The sequence below is a fragment of the Pseudomonas sp. NPDC089741 genome (assembly GCF_044748825.1).
Lineage (GTDB): Bacteria > Pseudomonadota > Gammaproteobacteria > Pseudomonadales > Pseudomonadaceae > Aquipseudomonas > Aquipseudomonas helmanticensis.
Window position 1 is genome coordinate 1 of record NZ_JBIVGT010000052.1, and the last position, 17,720, is coordinate 17,720.

Consider the following 17,720-nt stretch of genomic DNA (forward strand, 5'->3'; position numbering starts at 1 on the left):
TGTACGAGTGCCCGGTTTCGACGTGACCGGTGCTGATGCCGACCGGGTCAGTCACAGCTGTCAGCACCGGCACGATGGCGTTGGTGGTGCAGGAAGCGGCGGACACGATCTTGTCGTCAGCGGTGATTTCGCTGTGGTTGATACCGTGAACGATGTTCTTCAGCTTGCCTTTGCCTGGCGCGGTCAGAACAACGCGGTCGATACCCGGGCACTGCAAGTGCTGGCCCAGGCCATCGGCGTCACGCCATACACCGGTGTTGTCCACCAGCAGCGCGTCTTTGATGCCGTACTGGGTGTAATCCACTTCAGTCGGGTTCTTGGCGTAGATCACCTGGATCAGGTTACCGTTGGCGGTGATGGTGTTGTTTTCTTCGTCGATGGTGATGGTGCCGTTGAACGAACCATGCACCGAATCGCGACGCAGCAGGCTGGCGCGCTTGGTCAGGTCGTTGTCGGCGCCTTTGCGCACGACGATGGCACGCAGACGCAGACCGTCGCCACCACCGGTTTTCTCGATCAGGATACGCGCCAGCAGACGACCGATACGACCGAAGCCGTACAGCACAACGTCGGTGCCTTTACGGGCCGAAGCGTTTTGCTGGCCAACCACGTCAGCCATTTCTTCACGCACGAACTGCTCGGCGGTACGGCCGTTGCCTTCGTTGCGGAATTTGAACGCCAACTTGCCCAGATCTACCGAAGCCGCGCCGAGCTTGAGCTCGCTCATGGCTTTAAGCAGCGGGAATGTTTCGTGGACGGAGAGTTCGCTGTCGTCGGAAGAACGGTGACGCGCAAAGCGGTGAGCTTTGAGAATCGCGATGACAGACTGGTTGATCAGGCTGCGGCCATAGATCGAGCTCACCACGTTGTTATTGCGGTAGAGCTGACCGATAAGCGGAATCATCGCTTCTGCGAGAGCTTCACGGTCGATCCATTCACCAAGACACTGGTCGGGCTTCTGAGTCACGGTAACCTTCCACATGTAGGGGCAGAAAAAAGGGGCTACATTATGCCGCCCACAACCTCATTCAGCAATGCGCGCTTGTCGCGAAATCGGTAACAAAATTCCTTTCAAAAAAATCACGCCTCGCGCCAGCCCAGTAAATACGCGGCTTCCAGCGCAGTCAATTTTTCGTCGACTGTTAGACGATGTCTGTAACCCTCCGTAACACGAGCCAATTTCGGCACTACATAATCGCTAAAAAACGCCTGCTTTTTATGGTTACCACTACATTTCGCCGAAACAGCGAAGATAGACACAGTCTGCAACTGACAGGTGACACCGGACGCCGCTACAATTACCGACTTTGTCGCAAAGCCTGGAGCTCAACCTTCCGTGCCCGTTCTGCGTCTACCGCTACTCCCTGCCGAGGCAGGTAAACAGCATTGGGGCAATTTGCCCGGTGCTGCCCTCAGTCTGGCGATTGCCGAGGCTGCCAGCGCTGCCAAGCGCTTCACCCTGCTACTGACCGCCGACAGCCAGAGCGCTGAACGACTGGAACAGGAGCTGAGTTTCTTCGCCCCGGATTTGCCCGTCCTGCATTTCCCCGACTGGGAAACCCTGCCGTACGACCTGTTCTCGCCGCACCAGGACATCATTTCCCAGCGCATCGCCAGCTTATATAGGCTGCCGGAACTGGCGCATGGCGTGCTGGTGGTGCCGATCACCACGGCCCTGCATCGCCTGGCGCCGACCAAATTTCTGCTCGGCAGCAGCCTGGTACTCGATGTCGGCCAGAAGCTCGACGTTGAACAGATGCGCTCGCGGCTCGAAGCCAGCGGTTATCGCTACGTCGACACGGTTTATGAGCACGGCGAATTCACCGTGCGCGGCGCGCTGATCGACCTGTTCCCGATGGGCAGCAAACTGCCCTATCGCATCGACCTGTTCGATGACGAAATCGAAACCCTGCGTACATTCGATCCGGAAAACCAGCGCTCGATCGACAAGGTCGAATCGGTCAAGCTGCTACCGGCACGCGAATTTCCGTTGCAGAAAGACGCAGTCACCCGTTTCAAGGCACGTTTCCGCGAGCGTTTCGACGTCGACTTCCGGCGCTGCCCGATCTTTCAGGATCTGAGCAGCGGGATTACCCCGGCCGGCATCGAGTACTACCTGCCGCTGTTCTTCGACGAAACTTCGACCCTGTTCGATTACCTGCCGCAGGACACGCAAGTGTTCTCGCTGCCGGGCATCGAGCAAGCGGCCGAAAACTTCTGGAACGATGTGCGTAATCGCTATGAAGAGCGCCGCGTCGATCCATCGCGTCCTTTATTGCCACCCGCTGAATTGTTCCTGCCGGTGGAAGACTGCTTCGCGCGCCTGAAGAGCTGGCCGCGCGTGGTCGCCAGCCAACAAGACGTCGAAAGCGGTGCCGGGCGCGAGCGCTTTCCGGCGCAAGCCCTGCCGAATCTGGCGATCGAAGCCAAAGCCACGCAACCGCTGGCGGCACTGGCCGGATTCCTCGACGAATTCCCCGGACGCGTGCTGTTCACCGCCGAATCCGCGGGGCGTCGCGAAGTGCTGCTGGAGTTGCTCGAACGCCTGAAGCTGCGGCCGAAAACCGTCGACAGCTGGCCAGACTTCGTTGCGAGCAAGGATCGTCTGGCGATCACTATTGCGCCGCTCGACGAAGGCCTGATGCTCGACGATCCGGCGCTGGCACTGGTCGCCGAAAGTCCGCTGTTCGGCCAACGCGTGATGCAGCGTCGCCGCCGCGAGAAGCGTGCCGATGGCAACAACGATGCGGTGATCAAGAACCTGACCGAGTTGCGCGAAGGCGCGCCGGTGGTGCATATCGATCACGGCGTCGGCCGCTACCTCGGCCTGACCATTCTGGAAATCGACGATCAGGCCGCCGAATTCCTCACCCTCGAATACGCCGAGAACGCCAAGCTCTATGTGCCGGTGGCCAACCTGCATCTGATTGCGCGCTACACCGGCAGCGACGATGCACTGGCGCCGCTGCACCGCCTCGGCTCCGAGACCTGGCAGAAAGCCAAGCGCAAAGCCGCCGAACAAGTGCGTGACGTTGCCGCTGAACTGCTCGACATCTATGCCCGTCGTGCCGCTCGCGAAGGTTATGCGTTCGCCGACCCGAAAGCCGATTACGCAACGTTCAGCGCCGGTTTCCCGTTCGAAGAAACCCCGGATCAACAAACCACCATCGAAGCCGTGCGCGCCGACATGCTCGCGCCGAAACCGATGGATCGACTGGTCTGCGGCGACGTCGGTTTCGGCAAGACCGAAGTGGCCATGCGCGCGGCGTTTATTGCCGTGCACGGCGGTCGTCAGGTAGCGATTCTGGTGCCGACCACCCTGCTCGCCCAGCAGCACTACAACAGTTTCCGCGACCGCTTCGCCGACTGGCCGGTGACTGTCGAAGTGATGAGCCGCTTCAAGTCGACCAAGGAAGTCAATGCGGCAATCGCCGACCTGGCGGAAGGCAAGATCGACATCGTCATCGGCACGCACAAGCTGTTGTCCGACGACGTAAAAATCAAAAACCTCGGGCTGGTGATCATCGACGAAGAACACCGCTTCGGTGTGCGTCAGAAAGAACAGCTCAAGGCCCTGCGCAGCGAAGTCGACATTCTTACGCTGACCGCCACACCGATTCCGCGCACGCTGAACATGGCGGTGTCGGGCATGCGCGATCTGTCGATCATTGCCACGCCGCCAGCGCGACGCCTGTCGGTGCGCACTTTCGTCATGGAACAGAACAAGAGCACGGTCAAAGAAGCCTTGCTCCGTGAACTGTTGCGTGGCGGTCAGGTTTACTACTTGCACAACGATGTGAAAACCATCGAGAAATGCGCCGCCGATCTCGCCGAACTGGTGCCGGAAGCCCGCATCGGCATCGGTCACGGACAGATGCGCGAACGCGAACTCGAACAGGTGATGAGCGACTTCTATCACAAGCGTTTCAACGTGCTGATCGCCTCGACCATCATCGAGACCGGCATCGACGTGCCGAGCGCCAACACCATCATCATCGAGCGCGCCGACAAGTTTGGCCTGGCACAACTGCACCAGTTGCGTGGTCGTGTCGGCCGCAGTCACCACCAGGCTTACGCGTACCTGCTGACGCCACCGCGCCAGCAAATCACTTCGGATGCAGAAAAACGTCTGGAGGCGATCGCCAATACCCAGGATCTCGGGGCGGGTTTCGTGCTCGCGACCAACGACCTGGAAATCCGTGGCGCCGGCGAACTGCTCGGCGATGGCCAGAGCGGTCAGATTCAGGCTGTGGGCTTCACGCTGTACATGGAAATGCTCGAACGCGCGGTGAAATCGATCCGCAAGGGCGAACAGCCAAACCTCGACCAGCCGCTCGGCGGTGGTCCGGAAGTCAACCTGCGGGTGCCGGCACTGATTCCGGAAGACTATCTGCCGGACGTTCACGCGCGCCTGATCCTGTACAAGCGCATCGCTTCGGCTACCGACGAGGAAGGCCTGAAGGATCTGCAAGTCGAGATGATCGACCGTTTCGGCCTGCTGCCGGAACCGACCAAAAACCTGGTACGCATCACTGCATTGAAGTTGCAGGCTGAGCAGTTGGGTATCAAGAAGGTCGACGGAGGGCCGCAAGGTGGCCGAATCGAGTTCGCGGCGCAGACGCCGGTCGACCCGATGACCCTGATCAAACTGATCCAGAGCCAGCCAAAACGCTACAAATTCGAAGGCGCCACGATGTTTAAATTCCAGGTGCCGATGGAACGCCCGGAAGAGCGCTTTAATACTGTAGAGGCGCTGTTCGAGCGCCTCATCCCGAAAACTGTTTGAAGGACGCCGCATGCGCCTGTTTCGCTCACTGACTTTGCTACTGACTTTGGTAGCACCTACGGCGTTTGCCGATGACCTGTATCAGGTCGAGATGATTCTGGTGCGCCAGAACGCTGTGCCGGCGATTGTCAGCCGCACAGCACCGGAAGACTGGGCCGCCGGCGCCCAGCGCTTGGCTGAGAACAGCACGCGGACACCGGCGCTGAATGATGTCGCCAGCAAACTCACTGCCAGCGGCGAGTACAGCGTGCTGATGCACAAGGCCTGGCAACAGACCCTCGGCGAAGCACCGGCGAAAGTCGCGGTCAGTGATGGCAAGGAGCAGTTCGGCCAATTCCCGATCGAAGGCACACTTGAGCTGAAGCTTGGACGCTTCACCGATGTCGCCGCCGACTTCTGGGTCAATCAGCTCGACGCCAATGGCCTGGTCACCGCCAGTGAGCGCCTGAAACAGGACAGCCACACCAAAAACGGCCAGCTCAACTACCTCGACAACGGCCACCTGGCGCTGCTGATCAAGATCACTTCCCTGACTGCACCTGCGCCACGGGAAGCGCCTGAAGCGATTCCGGACTGATCGAAGTCCTTATGAACCCGCCGCTGAGTAAACCGTTGGCACCCTCCTGGGTCAGCCGATTCAAGGAACAGAGCCTGGAGCGTGGCCGCCGCTACGCCCTGGAAAACCGGGTACGCATCGCCCAGGTAGGCGATGCGACCATCACCGCCAGTTGCGAAGGCTCTGGCGGCAACGTTTACCGCCAGACCATTCACCTGCGCGAGTCAGCCAAAGGCACTCTGCTGCTGGTCGATGCCGGTTGCACCTGCCCGGTTCGCACCAATTGCAAACACTGCGCAGCGGTGTTGCTGAAAGTGCAGGAAACCCTCGACTACCCCGCCGCCGCCAAAGACGCCGAACTGCTGGAAAAACTCCAGGCAGTGCTGGAAAACCGTGGCCCGAAAGCACCGCCGCAAGTGCTGGTCGATAACGTTCAGCCAATGCCGCGCCTGTGGCTGGCCAGTGTCGAGTTCAGCGCTTTCGAACCACGCAACGGCAAGATGCAGCGCTACATCCAGCATCGTGCGGCGCTGTCGTTCAGTTATCTGGACGAATACGTCAGCGGGCAGAAGAACAGCGACATCCTGATCCGCCAGGAAACCCAGACGCTGCGGATAAAACGTCATCCGGACGTCGAACAGTCCTACCGCGAACAGTTACGAATCCTCGGCTTTCGCATCGCTACGCGACAGAGCAAAGCCCTGCCGGAAAGTGCCGGCGAGCTGTATGAGATGGTCAACGACAGCGCGTGGCTGACGTTCACACTCAACGATCTGCCGAAGCTGCGCACCCAAGGCTGGGAATTGCAGATTGACGAAGAGTTCGGCTTTGACCTGACCGCTGTGGATGACTGGTACGCCACAGTCGAACAGGCACCGGAACGTGACTGGTTTGATCTGGAGTTGGGGATCATCGTCAACGGTGAACGCCTGAGTTTGCTGCCGATCCTGCTCAACCTGATGCGCTCGCACGCGGAGATTCTCAACCCGGAACGTCTTGCGCGCCGTCGCGATGACGAGCTGATTCTGGTCAACGTCCCGCAACGCAACAGCGAACACGGGCCATTGCAGGTGGCATTGCCATTGGGCCGGTTGAAACCGGTGCTGATGACCCTTGGCGAGTTCTATTTGCAGGAGCCGGGCGAAACCACTCTGCGCCTGAGCAAGGCCGACGCCATACGCCTGAACTCGCTGGAAGGCATTCCGCTCCTGTGGGAGGGTGGCGAGCAGATTCGCACCTTCGCCCAACGCCTGCGCGACATTCGTGATTTCAGCGTTGAAGCGCCGGAAGGCTTGAATGCGACGCTGCGCCCGTATCAGCTTGAAGGCTTGAGCTGGATGCAGTCGCTGCGGCAATTGGAAGTCGGCGGGATTCTCGCGGATGACATGGGTCTGGGCAAAACCCTACAGACCCTGGCGCATATTCTCAGTGAGAAAATCGCCGGTCGCCTCGATCGCCCCTGCATGGTGGTGATGCCGACCAGTCTGATTCCGAACTGGCTGGATGAAGCGGCGCATTTCACACCGCAGTTGAACGTGGTCGCGCTGTACGGCGCCACCCGCAAGAAGCACTTCGACAATCTGGCTGATTTCGACCTGATCCTCACCACCTACGCGCTGCTGCCCAAGGACGTCGAACGTTTGGCAAAGCAGCCGCTGCATGTGCTGGTGCTGGATGAGGCGCAGTACATCAAGAATCCGAATAGCAAAGCCGCCCAAGCCGCGCGCGAGTTGAATGCGCGTCAGCGCCTGTGCCTGAGTGGTACACCGCTGGAAAACCACCTGGGTGAGCTGTGGTCGTTGTTCCACTTCCTGCTGCCGGGCTGGCTTGGCGACGTCAAAAGCTTCAACGCCGATTACCGCGTGCCGATTGAAAAGCGCGGCAGCGAAGTCCGGCTTCAGCACCTCAACGGCCGGATCAAACCGTTTCTGCTACGTCGCACCAAGGAACAGGTCGCTACCGAGTTGCCGCCGAAAACCGAGATCATCCACTGGGTCGATCTCAACGAAGCGCAGCGCGACGTGTACGAAACCATGCGCTTGGCGATGGACAAGAAAGTCCGCGACGAGATCACCCGCAAGGGTGTCGCGCGCAGCCAGATCATCATTCTTGAAGCGCTGTTGAAACTGCGTCAGGTCTGCTGCGATCTGCGCCTGGTCAACGACGCCACCCTGCCCGCGCGCGGCAGTACGTCCGGCAAGCTCGACAGTTTGATGGAGATGCTTGAAGAGTTATTCGAGGAAGGCCGAAGGATTCTGCTGTTTTCGCAGTTCACCTCAATGCTGTCATTGATTGAAGACGAGCTGAAAAAGCGCAATGTCTCCTACGCGCTGCTGACCGGCCAAACCCGCGATCGGCGTACACCGGTGAAGGAATTCCAGAGCGGCAAGCGTCAGATATTTCTGATCAGTCTGAAGGCCGGTGGTGTTGGCCTGAATCTGACCGAAGCGGATACGGTGATTCACTACGACCCGTGGTGGAACCCGGCGACCGAGAATCAGGCGACGGACCGCGCTTACCGGATTGGTCAGGAGAAACCGGTGTTCGTCTACAAGATGATTGCCCGAGGCACGGTGGAAGAGAAGATTCAGCATCTGCAGAAGGAAAAATCCGACTTGGCGGCGGGCGTGCTGGATGGCCGCAAGGCCGGGGACTGGAAGTTGCAGAGTGATGATATTGAAGCGTTGTTTGCGCCGTTGCCGGACAAGCTCGAGAAGCGTTGAGATTATTGTCGCCCGTTAAATGGCTATCGCTGGAAAGCCAGCTCCCACTGGGTTATGAGTCGTACACAAAAATGTGATTCAACTCGATTCTTGTGGGAGCTGGCATGCCAGCGATGGGGTCAACTCGGTCTCGGCCGGACTCAGCCCTTGAGCACCCGCGCCAACGCCGACTTCACCTTGCCCATGCCGTCATGCAAAGCCTGCTCGATCTCGGCCATGGTAATCACTTCAGTGGTCTTGCCCGCAGCAGGGTTCACCACCAGCGCCAGACAGGCGTAATCCAGCTCCAGCTCGCGGGCCAGTGCCGCTTCCGGCATGCCGGTCATGCCGACGATGTCGCAACCATCACGCTCCAGACGCACGATTTCGGCCACGGTTTCCAGACGCGGGCCTTGGGTGCAGGCATACACGCCCTGATCGCTGTACTCGCAACCTTCGGCAGCCACGGCGGCAATCAATTGCTGACGCAGCGGTTCGCTGTAAGGAAAGCTGAAGTCGATGTGGGTGACATGCTCCAGATCATCTGCGAAATAGGTGTGTTCACGCCCGCTGGTGTAGTCGACGATCTGATGCGGCACGCAGAAATGCCCGGTGCCCATCGCCGAATGAATCCCGCCCACGGCGTTGACCGCGATGATCGCCTCGGCCCCCGCCTGCTTCAACGCCCACAGATTGGCGCGGTAGTTGACCTTGTGCGGCGGGAAACGATGCGGGTGGCCGTGACGGGCGAGGAACAGCACTTCCTTGCCAGCGTATTCACCGATCTGCACTTCGGCTGAGGGTGCGCCGTAGGGCGTGTCGACTGCCAGCGACTGACGAATGCTCAGGCCTTCGAGCTGGGTCAGGCCGGTGCCACCGATGATTGCGTAAACGGTCATAGCGAAAAATCCTTAATCGATCAGTTGAGCGTCTTTGAGCGCGCCGATAGCGGTGAGCCAGCGCGGATCCTGGCGATAATCGGTGCTGGCGAATGCCTGACCGCGCATCCGCGCGATTCGGGCCGATGGCTTGACCTTCATGCGCTGCGCCGCGCTGAGGGCCAGTTCGGCAGCGGCGCGGTCGTTGCACACTAAGCCCATGTCGCAACCGGCGGTGAGCGCGGCCTCGATGCGGCTCGCGGCGTCGCCGACCACGTGCGCACCGGCCATCGACAGGTCATCGCTGAAGATCACACCGTCGAACTGCAATTCGCCGCGCAGAATGTCCTGCAACCAACGCCGGGAGAAGCCGGCAGGCTGTGAATCGACCTGCGGATAGATGACGTGCGCCGGCATGATTGCGGCCAGTTGCTTGCTGAGTTTGGCGAAAGGCACAAGGTCGTTGGCGCGAATCTCGTCGAGGCTGCGCTCATCATTCGGGATCGCGACGTGGGAATCGGCTTCGGCCCAGCCATGACCGGGGAAGTGCTTGCCGGTGGCCGCCATGCCCGCGCTGTTCATGCCGCGAATGAATGCACCGGCGAGCAGTGCGGCACGCTCGGGGTCACCTTCAAATGAACGGGTGCCGACCACGGCGCTGCGCTGGTAATCCAGATCAAGCACTGGGGCAAAGCTCAGGTCTAGGCCGACGGCCAGCACTTCGGTGGCCATGATCCAGCCGCATTGCTCGGCGAGGTATTCGGCATTCGGGTTGTCGGCAATGGCGCGCATCGCTGGCAGGCGTACGAAGCCTTGGCGCAGGCGCTGCACGCGACCGCCCTCTTGATCGACGGCCAACAGCAAATCCGGGCGAATCGCGCGAATCGCTGCGCTGAGCTCGCGCACCTGACGCGGATGCTCAATGTTGCGCGCAAAAATGATCAGGCCGCCCACTTCGGGCTGACGCAACAATTGGCGATCTTCAGCCGTCAGCCAGGTACCGGCGACGTCCACCATCAACGAGCCTTGCAGGCCAGCAGTCATAGAGATTCCTTGAAAACGAAAAAACCGATGCGCAGAAAATCGCTACCGTGAGCAATGCTCGGCAGGTCGGCAATTTCTGTTTGGATCGGGTTCAGAACGAGAGTCGGCATGGGCGGCTAGCTTAGCGGATACCAGCTGCCGCGCCCACCCGTGCGCGGTTAAACCTTGGCGGCGACCGGCGTTGATTTGCTGCGCGGACGCAGTTGTGCGGTGGCCATGGCAGTGTCAGTGACACCGGTTTCTGCGCGCATACCAGCGGCGAGGAACGGCACCATCAGGCGCATCACTTGTTCGATGGAGGTGTTGACGCCGAAATCGGTCTCGGCGATTGCGCGCAAGGCCTTGATGCCGGACATGCTGAACGCGGCGGCGCCGAGCATGAAGTGCACACGCCAGAACAGCTCGATCGGAGGAATACGTGGCGCGGCTTCGTTGACCAGTAGCATGTAGCGGCGGAACACCTTGCCGTACATGTCTTCCAGATAACGGCGCAAGTGGCCCTGGCTCTGGCTGAATGCGAGGCCGAGCAAGCGCATGAAGATCGACAGATCGTTGCCGCTGCGAGGCTGAACCACGAGGGCCTGCTCGACGAGGATTTCCAGCAGTTCTTCGAGCGTCGGCTTGTTTTCAGGCTTGGCCTGGCGACGCTCCAGCTCTTTGTCGAGGCTGATGCAGAACGGCCCGAGGAAGCGCGAGAACACCGCCTGAATCAGGGCTTTTTTCGAGCCGAAATGATAGTTGACTGCTGCCAGGTTGACGCCAGCCTTGCTGGTGATCAAACGCAATGAGGTTTCAGCGAAACCTTTCTCCGCGAACAACTGCTCGGCAGCATCAAGAATGCGTTCAACGGTTTCCGACTGGGCCATGGCTACTCCGCCTGACAAACACTTGTTTGAAACATACGTTTCAGCCTGTGCGTTGTCAAGCCTGCCGGTTCGTTTTGGGAATGGTCGGTCAGCTATTTAACCACACAAGGCCCACGCATTAATAAGCGCGGCTGCCGACCGTCCGGCGGCGGGCAAAAAAACGGGCATTGCCAAGACCGTTTCACTGTATATAATCCCAGTCACTGTATAAAAAGACAGAGCGATCATTATGCTAAAGCTGACGCCACGCCAAGCCGAGATTCTGGCCTTTATCAAACGTTGCCTCGAAGACAATGGCTATCCGCCAACCCGTGCGGAAATCGCTCAGGAACTGGGCTTCAAGTCGCCGAACGCGGCAGAAGAACACCTCAAGGCACTGGCCCGCAAAGGCGCCATCGAGATGACCCCGGGCGCCTCGCGAGGCATTCGCATTCCTGGCTTCGAAGCCAAGGCTGACGACTCTACCCTGCCGATCATTGGCCGTGTCGCTGCCGGCGCGCCGATCCTCGCTCAGCAGCACATCGAAGAATCCTGCAACATCAATCCCGCCTTCTTCCACCCGCGTGCCGACTATCTGTTGCGCGTGCACGGTATGAGCATGAAGGACATCGGCATTTTCGATGGTGACCTGCTGGCCGTCCACACTACTCGCGAAGCGCGCAATGGCCAGGTTGTCGTCGCCCGCATTGGCGATGAAGTGACCGTCAAACGCTTCAAGCGTGAAGGCAGCAAGGTCTGGCTGATGGCCGAAAACCCTGAGTTCGCCCCTATCGAAGTCGACCTGAAAGATCAGGAACTGGTGATCGAAGGCTTGAGTGTCGGCGTAATCCGCCGCTAAAGGAGGCTTTATGCAGTTCCCACACATACCTCAGCAAACACAACTGCCTTTATTCGAAGCGTTTCTGGCGCAACCGATGGCACCGACCCTCAAAGAAGTGGTCGAGCGCCCGTGGAATGCCGAACCTGAAGTATTCAGTGAGCTGTCACTGCGCGGTGCGGCCGGGAACTGTCTGAACCTGCTTGCCCCGATCCTTCGCGAACTGAGCGAAGATCAGGACGCCCGCTGGCTGACGCTGATTGCACCGCCAGCGAGCCTGACGCAAACCTGGCTGCGAGATGCCGGCCTGAATCGTGAACGCATTCTGCTGCTGCAACCGCGAGGCACTCAGAGCGCCCAGCAACTGGCGTGCGAAGCATTGCGCCTGGGCCGCAGCCACACAGTGGTCACCTGGCTGAATCCGTTGAACAGCAGTTCGCGGCAACAGCTGATCAGCGCTGCACGTACGGGCGACGCTCAAAGCCTGAATATTCGTTTGGGCTGATTAGCGATTAAAAAGCGCTGTGTGAAGCGCAGGGCTTCTCCAGGGACAGAGAAGCCGATCTGAAGCGGCAATGACAAAAAGCTGAAAACAGGCGGGGATCAATGAAGAACCCGCGGCCCCTCGTCCTTATCAAATTCGCCTTCAATCATTCGACCTGCCATCTGCACGCCGACGCTCAACATCGCCTTGGCGATTTCCACGTGCTGGCCCTGCAGGAAGGTCTTGGCATCCTCGGAGAAATCCAGAGTCACCAGAGAACCTTCGTCCTCAGCCCTGCGCAGTTCGATTCGGCCGTCTGGTAACTCGACAATTTCTAGAAAGGACGTTGGCATATAGGTCTGTTCTCCACGAAAGGCAGGGATTATATAGACATCATTCAGGCTTCGCTCGGGATCTTGACCAGCAGCATGTTTCAGATTGCCACCGAGTCAATCCCTGTCAGCACTCGTTCAAACCTTCGCGAAACCGGATGGCCAGACCCTTGAGGTTCTGCCGCCAGCTCTCCAGCTCTTCCCGGCTCAATTCCTGCGGCGGCTCTGCTTCATCCAGATTAACCGCCTGAATCAACGGCTGTGTCACATCACCCTTGGGCTTGTGCGGGACCCGTGGTGGCTGGAACAGCGCCGAGTGTGCCGCCAACAGCTTCGCCAGCCAGGTTTCCGGATTACCCGCCAACTCGACCATTTCAGCCAGTTCGGGAATCGCGATCGACTCCAGCACTTCACGCGTCAATAACGCCTCCGCTCGTGGCGCGCTAGCCTGAGGCAGGCGATAGAAGCCGGCAATCTCATGACACAGCCCCAACAGCGCGCCGTAGAGGTGAAACAACGCCGATTCACGACCAGCCTGAATCAGCGCCAGAGAATTCATTGCCCGCCCTTCTTCAGCGCGAGCCAAGGCTTCCAGCGAAAGGCCGGCGAAATAGATCTTCTGGTTGGTACGGGTATAGAGTTCGTGGGCCATGAAGGCAGTCTCCACAACGAAATAATTGCTTCATACAGGCCGGACAGTGTCGTGGATCAGTTGATCCAACCGCAAGCACAAAACAAAAAGGCCGCATGAAAACCCGAGGGTTCTCATGCGGCCTTTGCAGTATCGGACTAACGCTTACTCGGCCTTGGCCTTTGTACGTTTGTCTTCAACCGTCCACTTGCCGCCGTCGTAGAAAGCCTTCCAACCGGTAGGCTTGCCGTCGACTTCGGTCTGCACGTATTGCTCCTTGGTCTTGCGGCTGTAGCGGATGACCGCTGGCAGACCGTCAGGATCCTTCTTCGGAGCGTCGCAGAGGAAGTGGTACTTCGGATCGATTTCGTCCTTGTGCGGCACAATCTCGATCACCAACGGAGCACGGGTCTCGCGGTTTTTCGGGAACTGGCTGGCCGCCAGGAACAGGCCGGAGGCACCGTCGCGCAGGATGTAGGTGTCGTTGACCTTTTCGCATTTCAGCTCAGGCATCTTCACCGGGTCCATCTTCGGCGGCGCCGCGTCACCGCTCTTCAGCAGTTTGCGGGTGTTCTTGCAGGTCGGGTTGGTGCAGCCGAAGAACTTGCCGAAGCGGCCGGTCTTGAGTTGCATCTCGCTGCCGCACTTGTCGCATTCCAGGCTCGGACCTTCGTAGCCTTTGATGCGATAGCTGCCCTCTTCGATTTCGTAGCCGGCGCAGTCCGGGTTGTTACCGCAGATGTGCAGCTTGCGTTTCTCGTCGAGCAGGTAAGCGTCCATCGCCGTGCTGCAGATCGGGCAGCGATGCTTGCCGCGCAGCACCAGCGATTCCGATTCGCCCTCATCATCAGCAGCGATTTCATCGCCCGGCACCAGATTGACGGTGGCCTTGCAGCGCTCTTTCGGTGGCAGGCTGTAGCCCGAGCAACCGAGGAACACGCCGGTCGATGCGGTACGAATCTGCATCGGACGGCCGCAAGTGGTGCACGGAATATCAGTCATGACCGGCTGGTTGGCACGCATGCCGCTGTCCGGATTTTCGGCCACTTCGAGTTTCTTTTTGAAGTCGCCGTAGAACTCGTCCAGCACGTTTTTCCAGTCGCGCTCGCCCTGAGCCACGTCATCGAGGTTCTCTTCCATGCCGGCGGTGAAGCCGTAATCCATCAGGTTCGAGAAGCTTTCGGACAGACGCTCGGTAACGATATCGCCCATCTTTTCCGAATAGAAACGACGGTTGTGCAGGGTCACGTAACCGCGATCCTGAATGGTCGAAATGATCGCGGCGTACGTCGAAGGACGACCGATGCCGCGTTTTTCCATTTCTTTAACCAGGCTCGCTTCCGAATAACGCGCCGGCGGCTTGGTGAAATGCTGGGACGGATCAAGCTTGATCAGCTTCATCACGTCGCCCTGCGCCATATCTGGCAGAACGTCGTCATCGCCTGGTTTGGCGATCTGCGGCATGACACGGGTGTAACCGTCGAACTTGAGGATGCGGCCCTTGGCGCGCAGCTCGAAATCGCCAGCGCCAACGCTGACAGTGGTCGACAGATATTGTGCCGGCAGCATCTGGCAAGCGAGGAACTGGCGCCAGATCAGCTCGTAGAGACGCTCTGCATCGCGCTCCATGCCCGCCAGCTTGCTTGGAATGGTATTGGCGTCAGAAGGACGAATCGCTTCGTGAGCCTCTTGTGCGCCTTCCTTGCTGCTGTAGACGTTCGGCGTTTCCGGCAGGTACTTCTTGCCGAACTCGTCTTCAATATAGGCACGCGCCATCGTCACGGCGTCAGCCGAGAGGTTGGTCGAGTCGGTACGCATATAAGTGATGTAGCCGGCTTCGTACAGACGCTGGGCCATCATCATGGTTTTTTTCACGCCGAAGCCCAGGCGGTTACTGGCAGCCTGTTGCAGGGTCGAGGTGATGAACGGTGCCGACGGCTTGCTGCTGGTCGGTTTGTCTTCGCGCTTGACGATGCTGTAGCTGGAAGACTTGAGCTTCTCCAGCGCCGCCATGGCCTGGGTTTCATTAAGCGGCTTGAAGGCTTCGCCTTTCTCGCGAGCCACTTCGAAACGCACGGTCGAGCCTTTGGTGGTGCCGAGATCGGCATGCACTTCCCAGTATTCTTCCGGGTTGAACGCACGAATTTCGCGCTCACGCTCCACTACCAGTTTCACGGCAACCGATTGCACGCGACCGGCGGACAGGCCACGGGCGATCTTTGCCCACAGCAGCGGCGAAACCATGTAGCCAACAACGCGGTCGAGGAAGCGACGCGCCTGTTGAGCGTTGACACGATCGATGTCCAGCTCGCCCGGCTTGGAGAACGCTTCCTGAATCGCCTTCTTGGTGATTTCGTTGAACACCACGCGCTTGTAGCGGCTGTCGTCACCACCGATGGCTTCGCGCAGGTGCCAGGCAATGGCTTCCCCCTCGCGATCCAAGTCGGTTGCGAGATAGATGGTGTCAGCATCTTTGGCGAGCCGGCGCAGCTCTTCGATGACTTTCTCTTTGCCCGGGAGGATCTCGTACTTGGCTTTCCAGCCATGATCGGGATCGACACCCATACGCGAGACCAGCTGCTTGCGCGCTTTCTCTTTCGGCGTGAGCACCGGACCTTCGCCCGCAGCAGCCTTGCCGCGCTTGGCGGCGGGCTCTTTGCTGGCGCTAGCCGAACCGCTGGTGGGCAGGTCTCGGATATGGCCGATACTCGACTTCACCACGTATTGGTTACCCAGATACTTGTTGATGGTCTTGGCCTTAGCCGGGGATTCCACAATGACCAGCGATTTGCCCATGGATCAGAAAATTCCTGAATTCTAGAAGTGAAAGGCGGTTGGCGCCTGACGCGGCACCGCTATATATAGTTGATACAAGGTGAGGTCAAGCACAGGGTTCTGTGCGCACTCCCCTTACGCCTTGGAAAAAAGGCTCGGTTCGGCTTGCACCAAAGCAAAGCGTGGCACCTGCTCGCCGTCAACCTCGACCGACTCGAGAAACATGCTCAGAGGGCGCACCCAAAAGCCGTAATCCCCATACAGGGCTTGGTAAAAGACCACTTCTTCTTCGGTCTCGGAATGCCGCGCAACACTGAATACGCGGTACTGCGGACCTTTGTAATGTTGATAGAGCCCAGGTTGTATCGGCATGCTTTGGCCCTCACTCAAATTTTTTCAAAATAAAAACAAAATAAATCCACAAAAACAAAAACCGGGGCACTTGGCCCCGGCTTCCATCGACGAGACGCTTAAACGCGTTCGAAGACGGTGGAGATGCCTTGGCCGAGACCAATGCACATAGTGGCCACCCCGAGGGTGCCGCTATTCTGCTTCATCACGTTCAGCAAGGTGCCGGAAATACGGGCACCGGAGCAACCGAACGGGTGACCCAGGGCGATCGCGCCGCCGTGCAGGTTAACCTTCTCGTTCATCTTGTCGAGTACTTTCAGATCTTTCAGCACTGGCAGGGCCTGTGCAGCGAAAGCTTCGTTGAGCTCGAAGAAGTCGATATCGTTGATGCCAAGACCCGCGCGTTTCAGCGCTTTTTGTGTCGCCGGAACTGGACCATAGCCCATGATCGCCGGATCCACACCCGCCACTGCCATCGAACGGATAACCGCCATTGGCTGGATACCCAGGTCCTGTGCGCGCTGCGCCGACATCACGATCATGCACGAAGCACCGTCAGTGATCTGCGACGAAGTACCGGCAGTCACGGTGCCGCCCTTTGGATTGAAGGCAGGCTTGAGGGCCGCCAGACTTTCCAGTGTGGTTTCCGGACGAATGGTTTCATCGTAGTCGAACAGTTTCAGGAAACCGTTCTCGTCGTAGCCCTGCATCGGGATGATTTCGTCTTTGAACTTGCCTTCCACGGTTGCCTTGTGGGCCAACTGGTGGGAACGCACGCCGAAAGCGTCCTGCTGTTCGCGAGTGATGCCGTGCATTTTGCCGAGCATTTCAGCGGTCAGACCCATCATGCCCGAGGCTTTCGCCGCATACAGCGACATGTGCGGGTTCGGATCGACACCGTGCATCATGCTCACGTGCCCCATATGCTCGACGCCGCCAACCACGAACACGTCACCGTTACCGGTCATGATCGCTTGCGCAGCAGTGTGCAGCGCGCTCATCGACGAGCCACACAGGCGGCTGACGGTCTGGCCGGCAGCAGTGTGCGGGATCTGGGTCATCAGCGACGCCATGCGCGCGATGTTCCAGCCCTGCTCCAGGGTCTGGTTTACGCAGCCCCAGATCACGTCTTCGACTTCGTTCGGGTCAACCTTGACGTTGCGTTCCAGCAGTTTGCTGATCAGGTGCGCCGACATGTCTTCAGCGCGGGTGTTGCGGTGCATGCCGCCCTTGGAGCGGCCCATCGGAGTACGACCGAAGTCGACAATCACGACGTCTCTTGGATTCAAGCTCATAAAATTTCACTCTCGCTCAAAAGTTGGGACGCTTAACCGAAGAACCGTTGGCCGGTTTTGGCCATTTCACGCAGTTTCGCGGTCGGGTGGTACAGCGCGCCCAAATCAGCGTACTGGTCAGCCAGGGCAACGAACTCGGCAACACCGATCGAGTCGATGTAGCGCAGCGCACCGCCACGGAATGGAGGGACACCGATACCGTA

At 59.1% G+C, this 17,720-nt stretch carries 15 protein-coding genes; 5 read left to right on the plus strand and 10 right to left on the minus strand.

Annotated elements, in window-relative coordinates; translation table 11 throughout:
- Positions 1-982: glyceraldehyde-3-phosphate dehydrogenase (locus ACIPZE_RS27890; RefSeq protein ID WP_400776615.1), on the minus strand; the 982-nt coding region annotated here is incomplete at its 3' end.
- 354 nt (positions 983-1,336) lie between these two features.
- On the opposite strand from ACIPZE_RS27890, the gene mfd reads away from it, so the two are divergent.
- Genes mfd through ACIPZE_RS27905 form a run of 3 tightly spaced genes read left to right on the plus strand, consistent with a single transcriptional unit; the run spans position 1,337 to position 8,065 of the window.
- Positions 1,337-4,786: a transcription-repair coupling factor gene (mfd, locus tag ACIPZE_RS27895; protein ID WP_283435730.1), complete on the plus strand. Its 3,450-nt coding sequence runs from the start codon at positions 1,337-1,339 to the stop codon at positions 4,784-4,786.
- Between the two features lie 10 nt (positions 4,787-4,796).
- Entirely contained in the window at positions 4,797-5,363 is a 567-nt protein-coding gene (locus ACIPZE_RS27900) for a CsiV family protein (RefSeq protein WP_400776618.1), read from the plus strand.
- A gap of 11 nt (positions 5,364-5,374) precedes the next feature.
- Positions 5,375-8,065 carry a DEAD/DEAH box helicase gene (locus ACIPZE_RS27905; RefSeq protein WP_129394794.1) on the plus strand — a complete coding sequence of 897 codons (2,691 nt, stop codon included), beginning with the start codon at positions 5,375-5,377 and terminating at the stop codon, positions 8,063-8,065.
- A gap of 140 nt (positions 8,066-8,205) precedes the next feature.
- On the opposite strand, the gene ACIPZE_RS27910 is transcribed toward ACIPZE_RS27905, so the two are convergent.
- The 3 genes from ACIPZE_RS27910 to ACIPZE_RS27920 form a co-directional block, all read right to left on the minus strand.
- Positions 8,206-8,943, minus strand: coding sequence for an S-methyl-5'-thioinosine phosphorylase (locus tag ACIPZE_RS27910; protein ID WP_129394795.1), 738 nt, complete (start codon positions 8,941-8,943; stop codon positions 8,206-8,208).
- Positions 8,944-8,955: 12 nt separating this feature from the next.
- Positions 8,956-9,966: a beta-N-acetylhexosaminidase gene (nagZ, locus tag ACIPZE_RS27915; RefSeq protein WP_064117851.1), complete on the minus strand. Its 1,011-nt coding sequence runs from the start codon at positions 9,964-9,966 to the stop codon at positions 8,956-8,958.
- Positions 9,967-10,124: 158 nt separating this feature from the next.
- The gene (locus ACIPZE_RS27920) at positions 10,125-10,832 is read right to left on the minus strand and encodes a TetR/AcrR family transcriptional regulator (RefSeq protein ID WP_016986747.1); all 708 of its coding nucleotides are present in this window, start codon (positions 10,830-10,832) and stop codon (positions 10,125-10,127) included.
- A gap of 229 nt (positions 10,833-11,061) precedes the next feature.
- On the opposite strand from ACIPZE_RS27920, the gene lexA reads away from it, so the two are divergent.
- Both lexA and sulA read left to right on the plus strand, forming a co-directional pair.
- Entirely contained in the window at positions 11,062-11,670 is a 609-nt protein-coding gene (gene lexA, locus ACIPZE_RS27925) for a transcriptional repressor LexA (protein ID WP_042560165.1), read from the plus strand.
- A gap of 10 nt (positions 11,671-11,680) precedes the next feature.
- Complete coding sequence (sulA, locus tag ACIPZE_RS27930) at positions 11,681-12,154, plus strand: SOS-induced cell division inhibitor SulA (RefSeq protein ID WP_129394796.1); 474 nt, start codon at positions 11,681-11,683, stop codon at positions 12,152-12,154.
- Positions 12,155-12,252: 98 nt separating this feature from the next.
- On the opposite strand, the gene ACIPZE_RS27935 is transcribed toward sulA, so the two are convergent.
- The 6 genes from ACIPZE_RS27935 to ACIPZE_RS27960 form a co-directional block, all read right to left on the minus strand.
- Positions 12,253-12,486: a hypothetical protein gene (locus ACIPZE_RS27935; protein ID WP_064392830.1), complete on the minus strand. Its 234-nt coding sequence runs from the start codon at positions 12,484-12,486 to the stop codon at positions 12,253-12,255.
- A 106-nt stretch (positions 12,487-12,592) separates the two neighbouring features.
- Complete coding sequence (locus tag ACIPZE_RS27940; RefSeq protein WP_283435728.1) at positions 12,593-13,117, minus strand: DUF6586 family protein; 525 nt, start codon at positions 13,115-13,117, stop codon at positions 12,593-12,595.
- 144 nt (positions 13,118-13,261) lie between these two features.
- Positions 13,262-15,892, minus strand: coding sequence for a type I DNA topoisomerase (gene topA / locus ACIPZE_RS27945; protein WP_129394798.1), 2,631 nt, complete (start codon positions 15,890-15,892; stop codon positions 13,262-13,264).
- 114 nt (positions 15,893-16,006) lie between these two features.
- The gene (locus tag ACIPZE_RS27950; RefSeq protein WP_007910467.1) at positions 16,007-16,243 is read right to left on the minus strand and encodes a DUF1653 domain-containing protein; all 237 of its coding nucleotides are present in this window, start codon (positions 16,241-16,243) and stop codon (positions 16,007-16,009) included.
- Positions 16,244-16,341: 98 nt separating this feature from the next.
- Complete coding sequence (gene fadA / locus ACIPZE_RS27955) at positions 16,342-17,517, minus strand: acetyl-CoA C-acyltransferase FadA (protein ID WP_158828820.1); 1,176 nt, start codon at positions 17,515-17,517, stop codon at positions 16,342-16,344.
- A 32-nt stretch (positions 17,518-17,549) separates the two neighbouring features.
- On the minus strand, positions 17,550-17,720 hold a 171-nt coding region (locus ACIPZE_RS27960), incomplete at its 5' end, for a hypothetical protein (RefSeq protein WP_400776626.1).

Bases quoted from the DNA above. Each gene is read 5' to 3' on its own strand.
- ACIPZE_RS27900 (WP_400776618.1), top strand. From the start codon at position 4,797: ATGCGCCTGTTTCGCTCACTGACTTTGCTACTGACTTTGGTAGCACCT.
- ACIPZE_RS27905 (WP_129394794.1), top strand. From the start codon at position 5,375: ATGAACCCGCCGCTGAGTAAACCGTTGGCACCCTCCTGGGTCAGCCGA.
- ACIPZE_RS27910 (WP_129394795.1), bottom strand. From the start codon at position 8,943: ATGACCGTTTACGCAATCATCGGTGGCACCGGCCTGACCCAGCTCGAA.
- nagZ (WP_064117851.1), bottom strand. From the start codon at position 9,966: ATGACTGCTGGCCTGCAAGGCTCGTTGATGGTGGACGTCGCCGGTACC.
- ACIPZE_RS27920 (WP_016986747.1), bottom strand. From the start codon at position 10,832: ATGGCCCAGTCGGAAACCGTTGAACGCATTCTTGATGCTGCCGAGCAG.
- lexA (WP_042560165.1), top strand. From the start codon at position 11,062: ATGCTAAAGCTGACGCCACGCCAAGCCGAGATTCTGGCCTTTATCAAA.
- sulA (WP_129394796.1), top strand. From the start codon at position 11,681: ATGCAGTTCCCACACATACCTCAGCAAACACAACTGCCTTTATTCGAA.
- ACIPZE_RS27935 (WP_064392830.1), bottom strand. From the start codon at position 12,486: ATGCCAACGTCCTTTCTAGAAATTGTCGAGTTACCAGACGGCCGAATC.
- ACIPZE_RS27940 (WP_283435728.1), bottom strand. From the start codon at position 13,117: ATGGCCCACGAACTCTATACCCGTACCAACCAGAAGATCTATTTCGCC.
- topA (WP_129394798.1), bottom strand. From the start codon at position 15,892: ATGGGCAAATCGCTGGTCATTGTGGAATCCCCGGCTAAGGCCAAGACC.
- ACIPZE_RS27950 (WP_007910467.1), bottom strand. From the start codon at position 16,243: ATGCCGATACAACCTGGGCTCTATCAACATTACAAAGGTCCGCAGTAC.
- fadA (WP_158828820.1), bottom strand. From the start codon at position 17,517: ATGAGCTTGAATCCAAGAGACGTCGTGATTGTCGACTTCGGTCGTACT.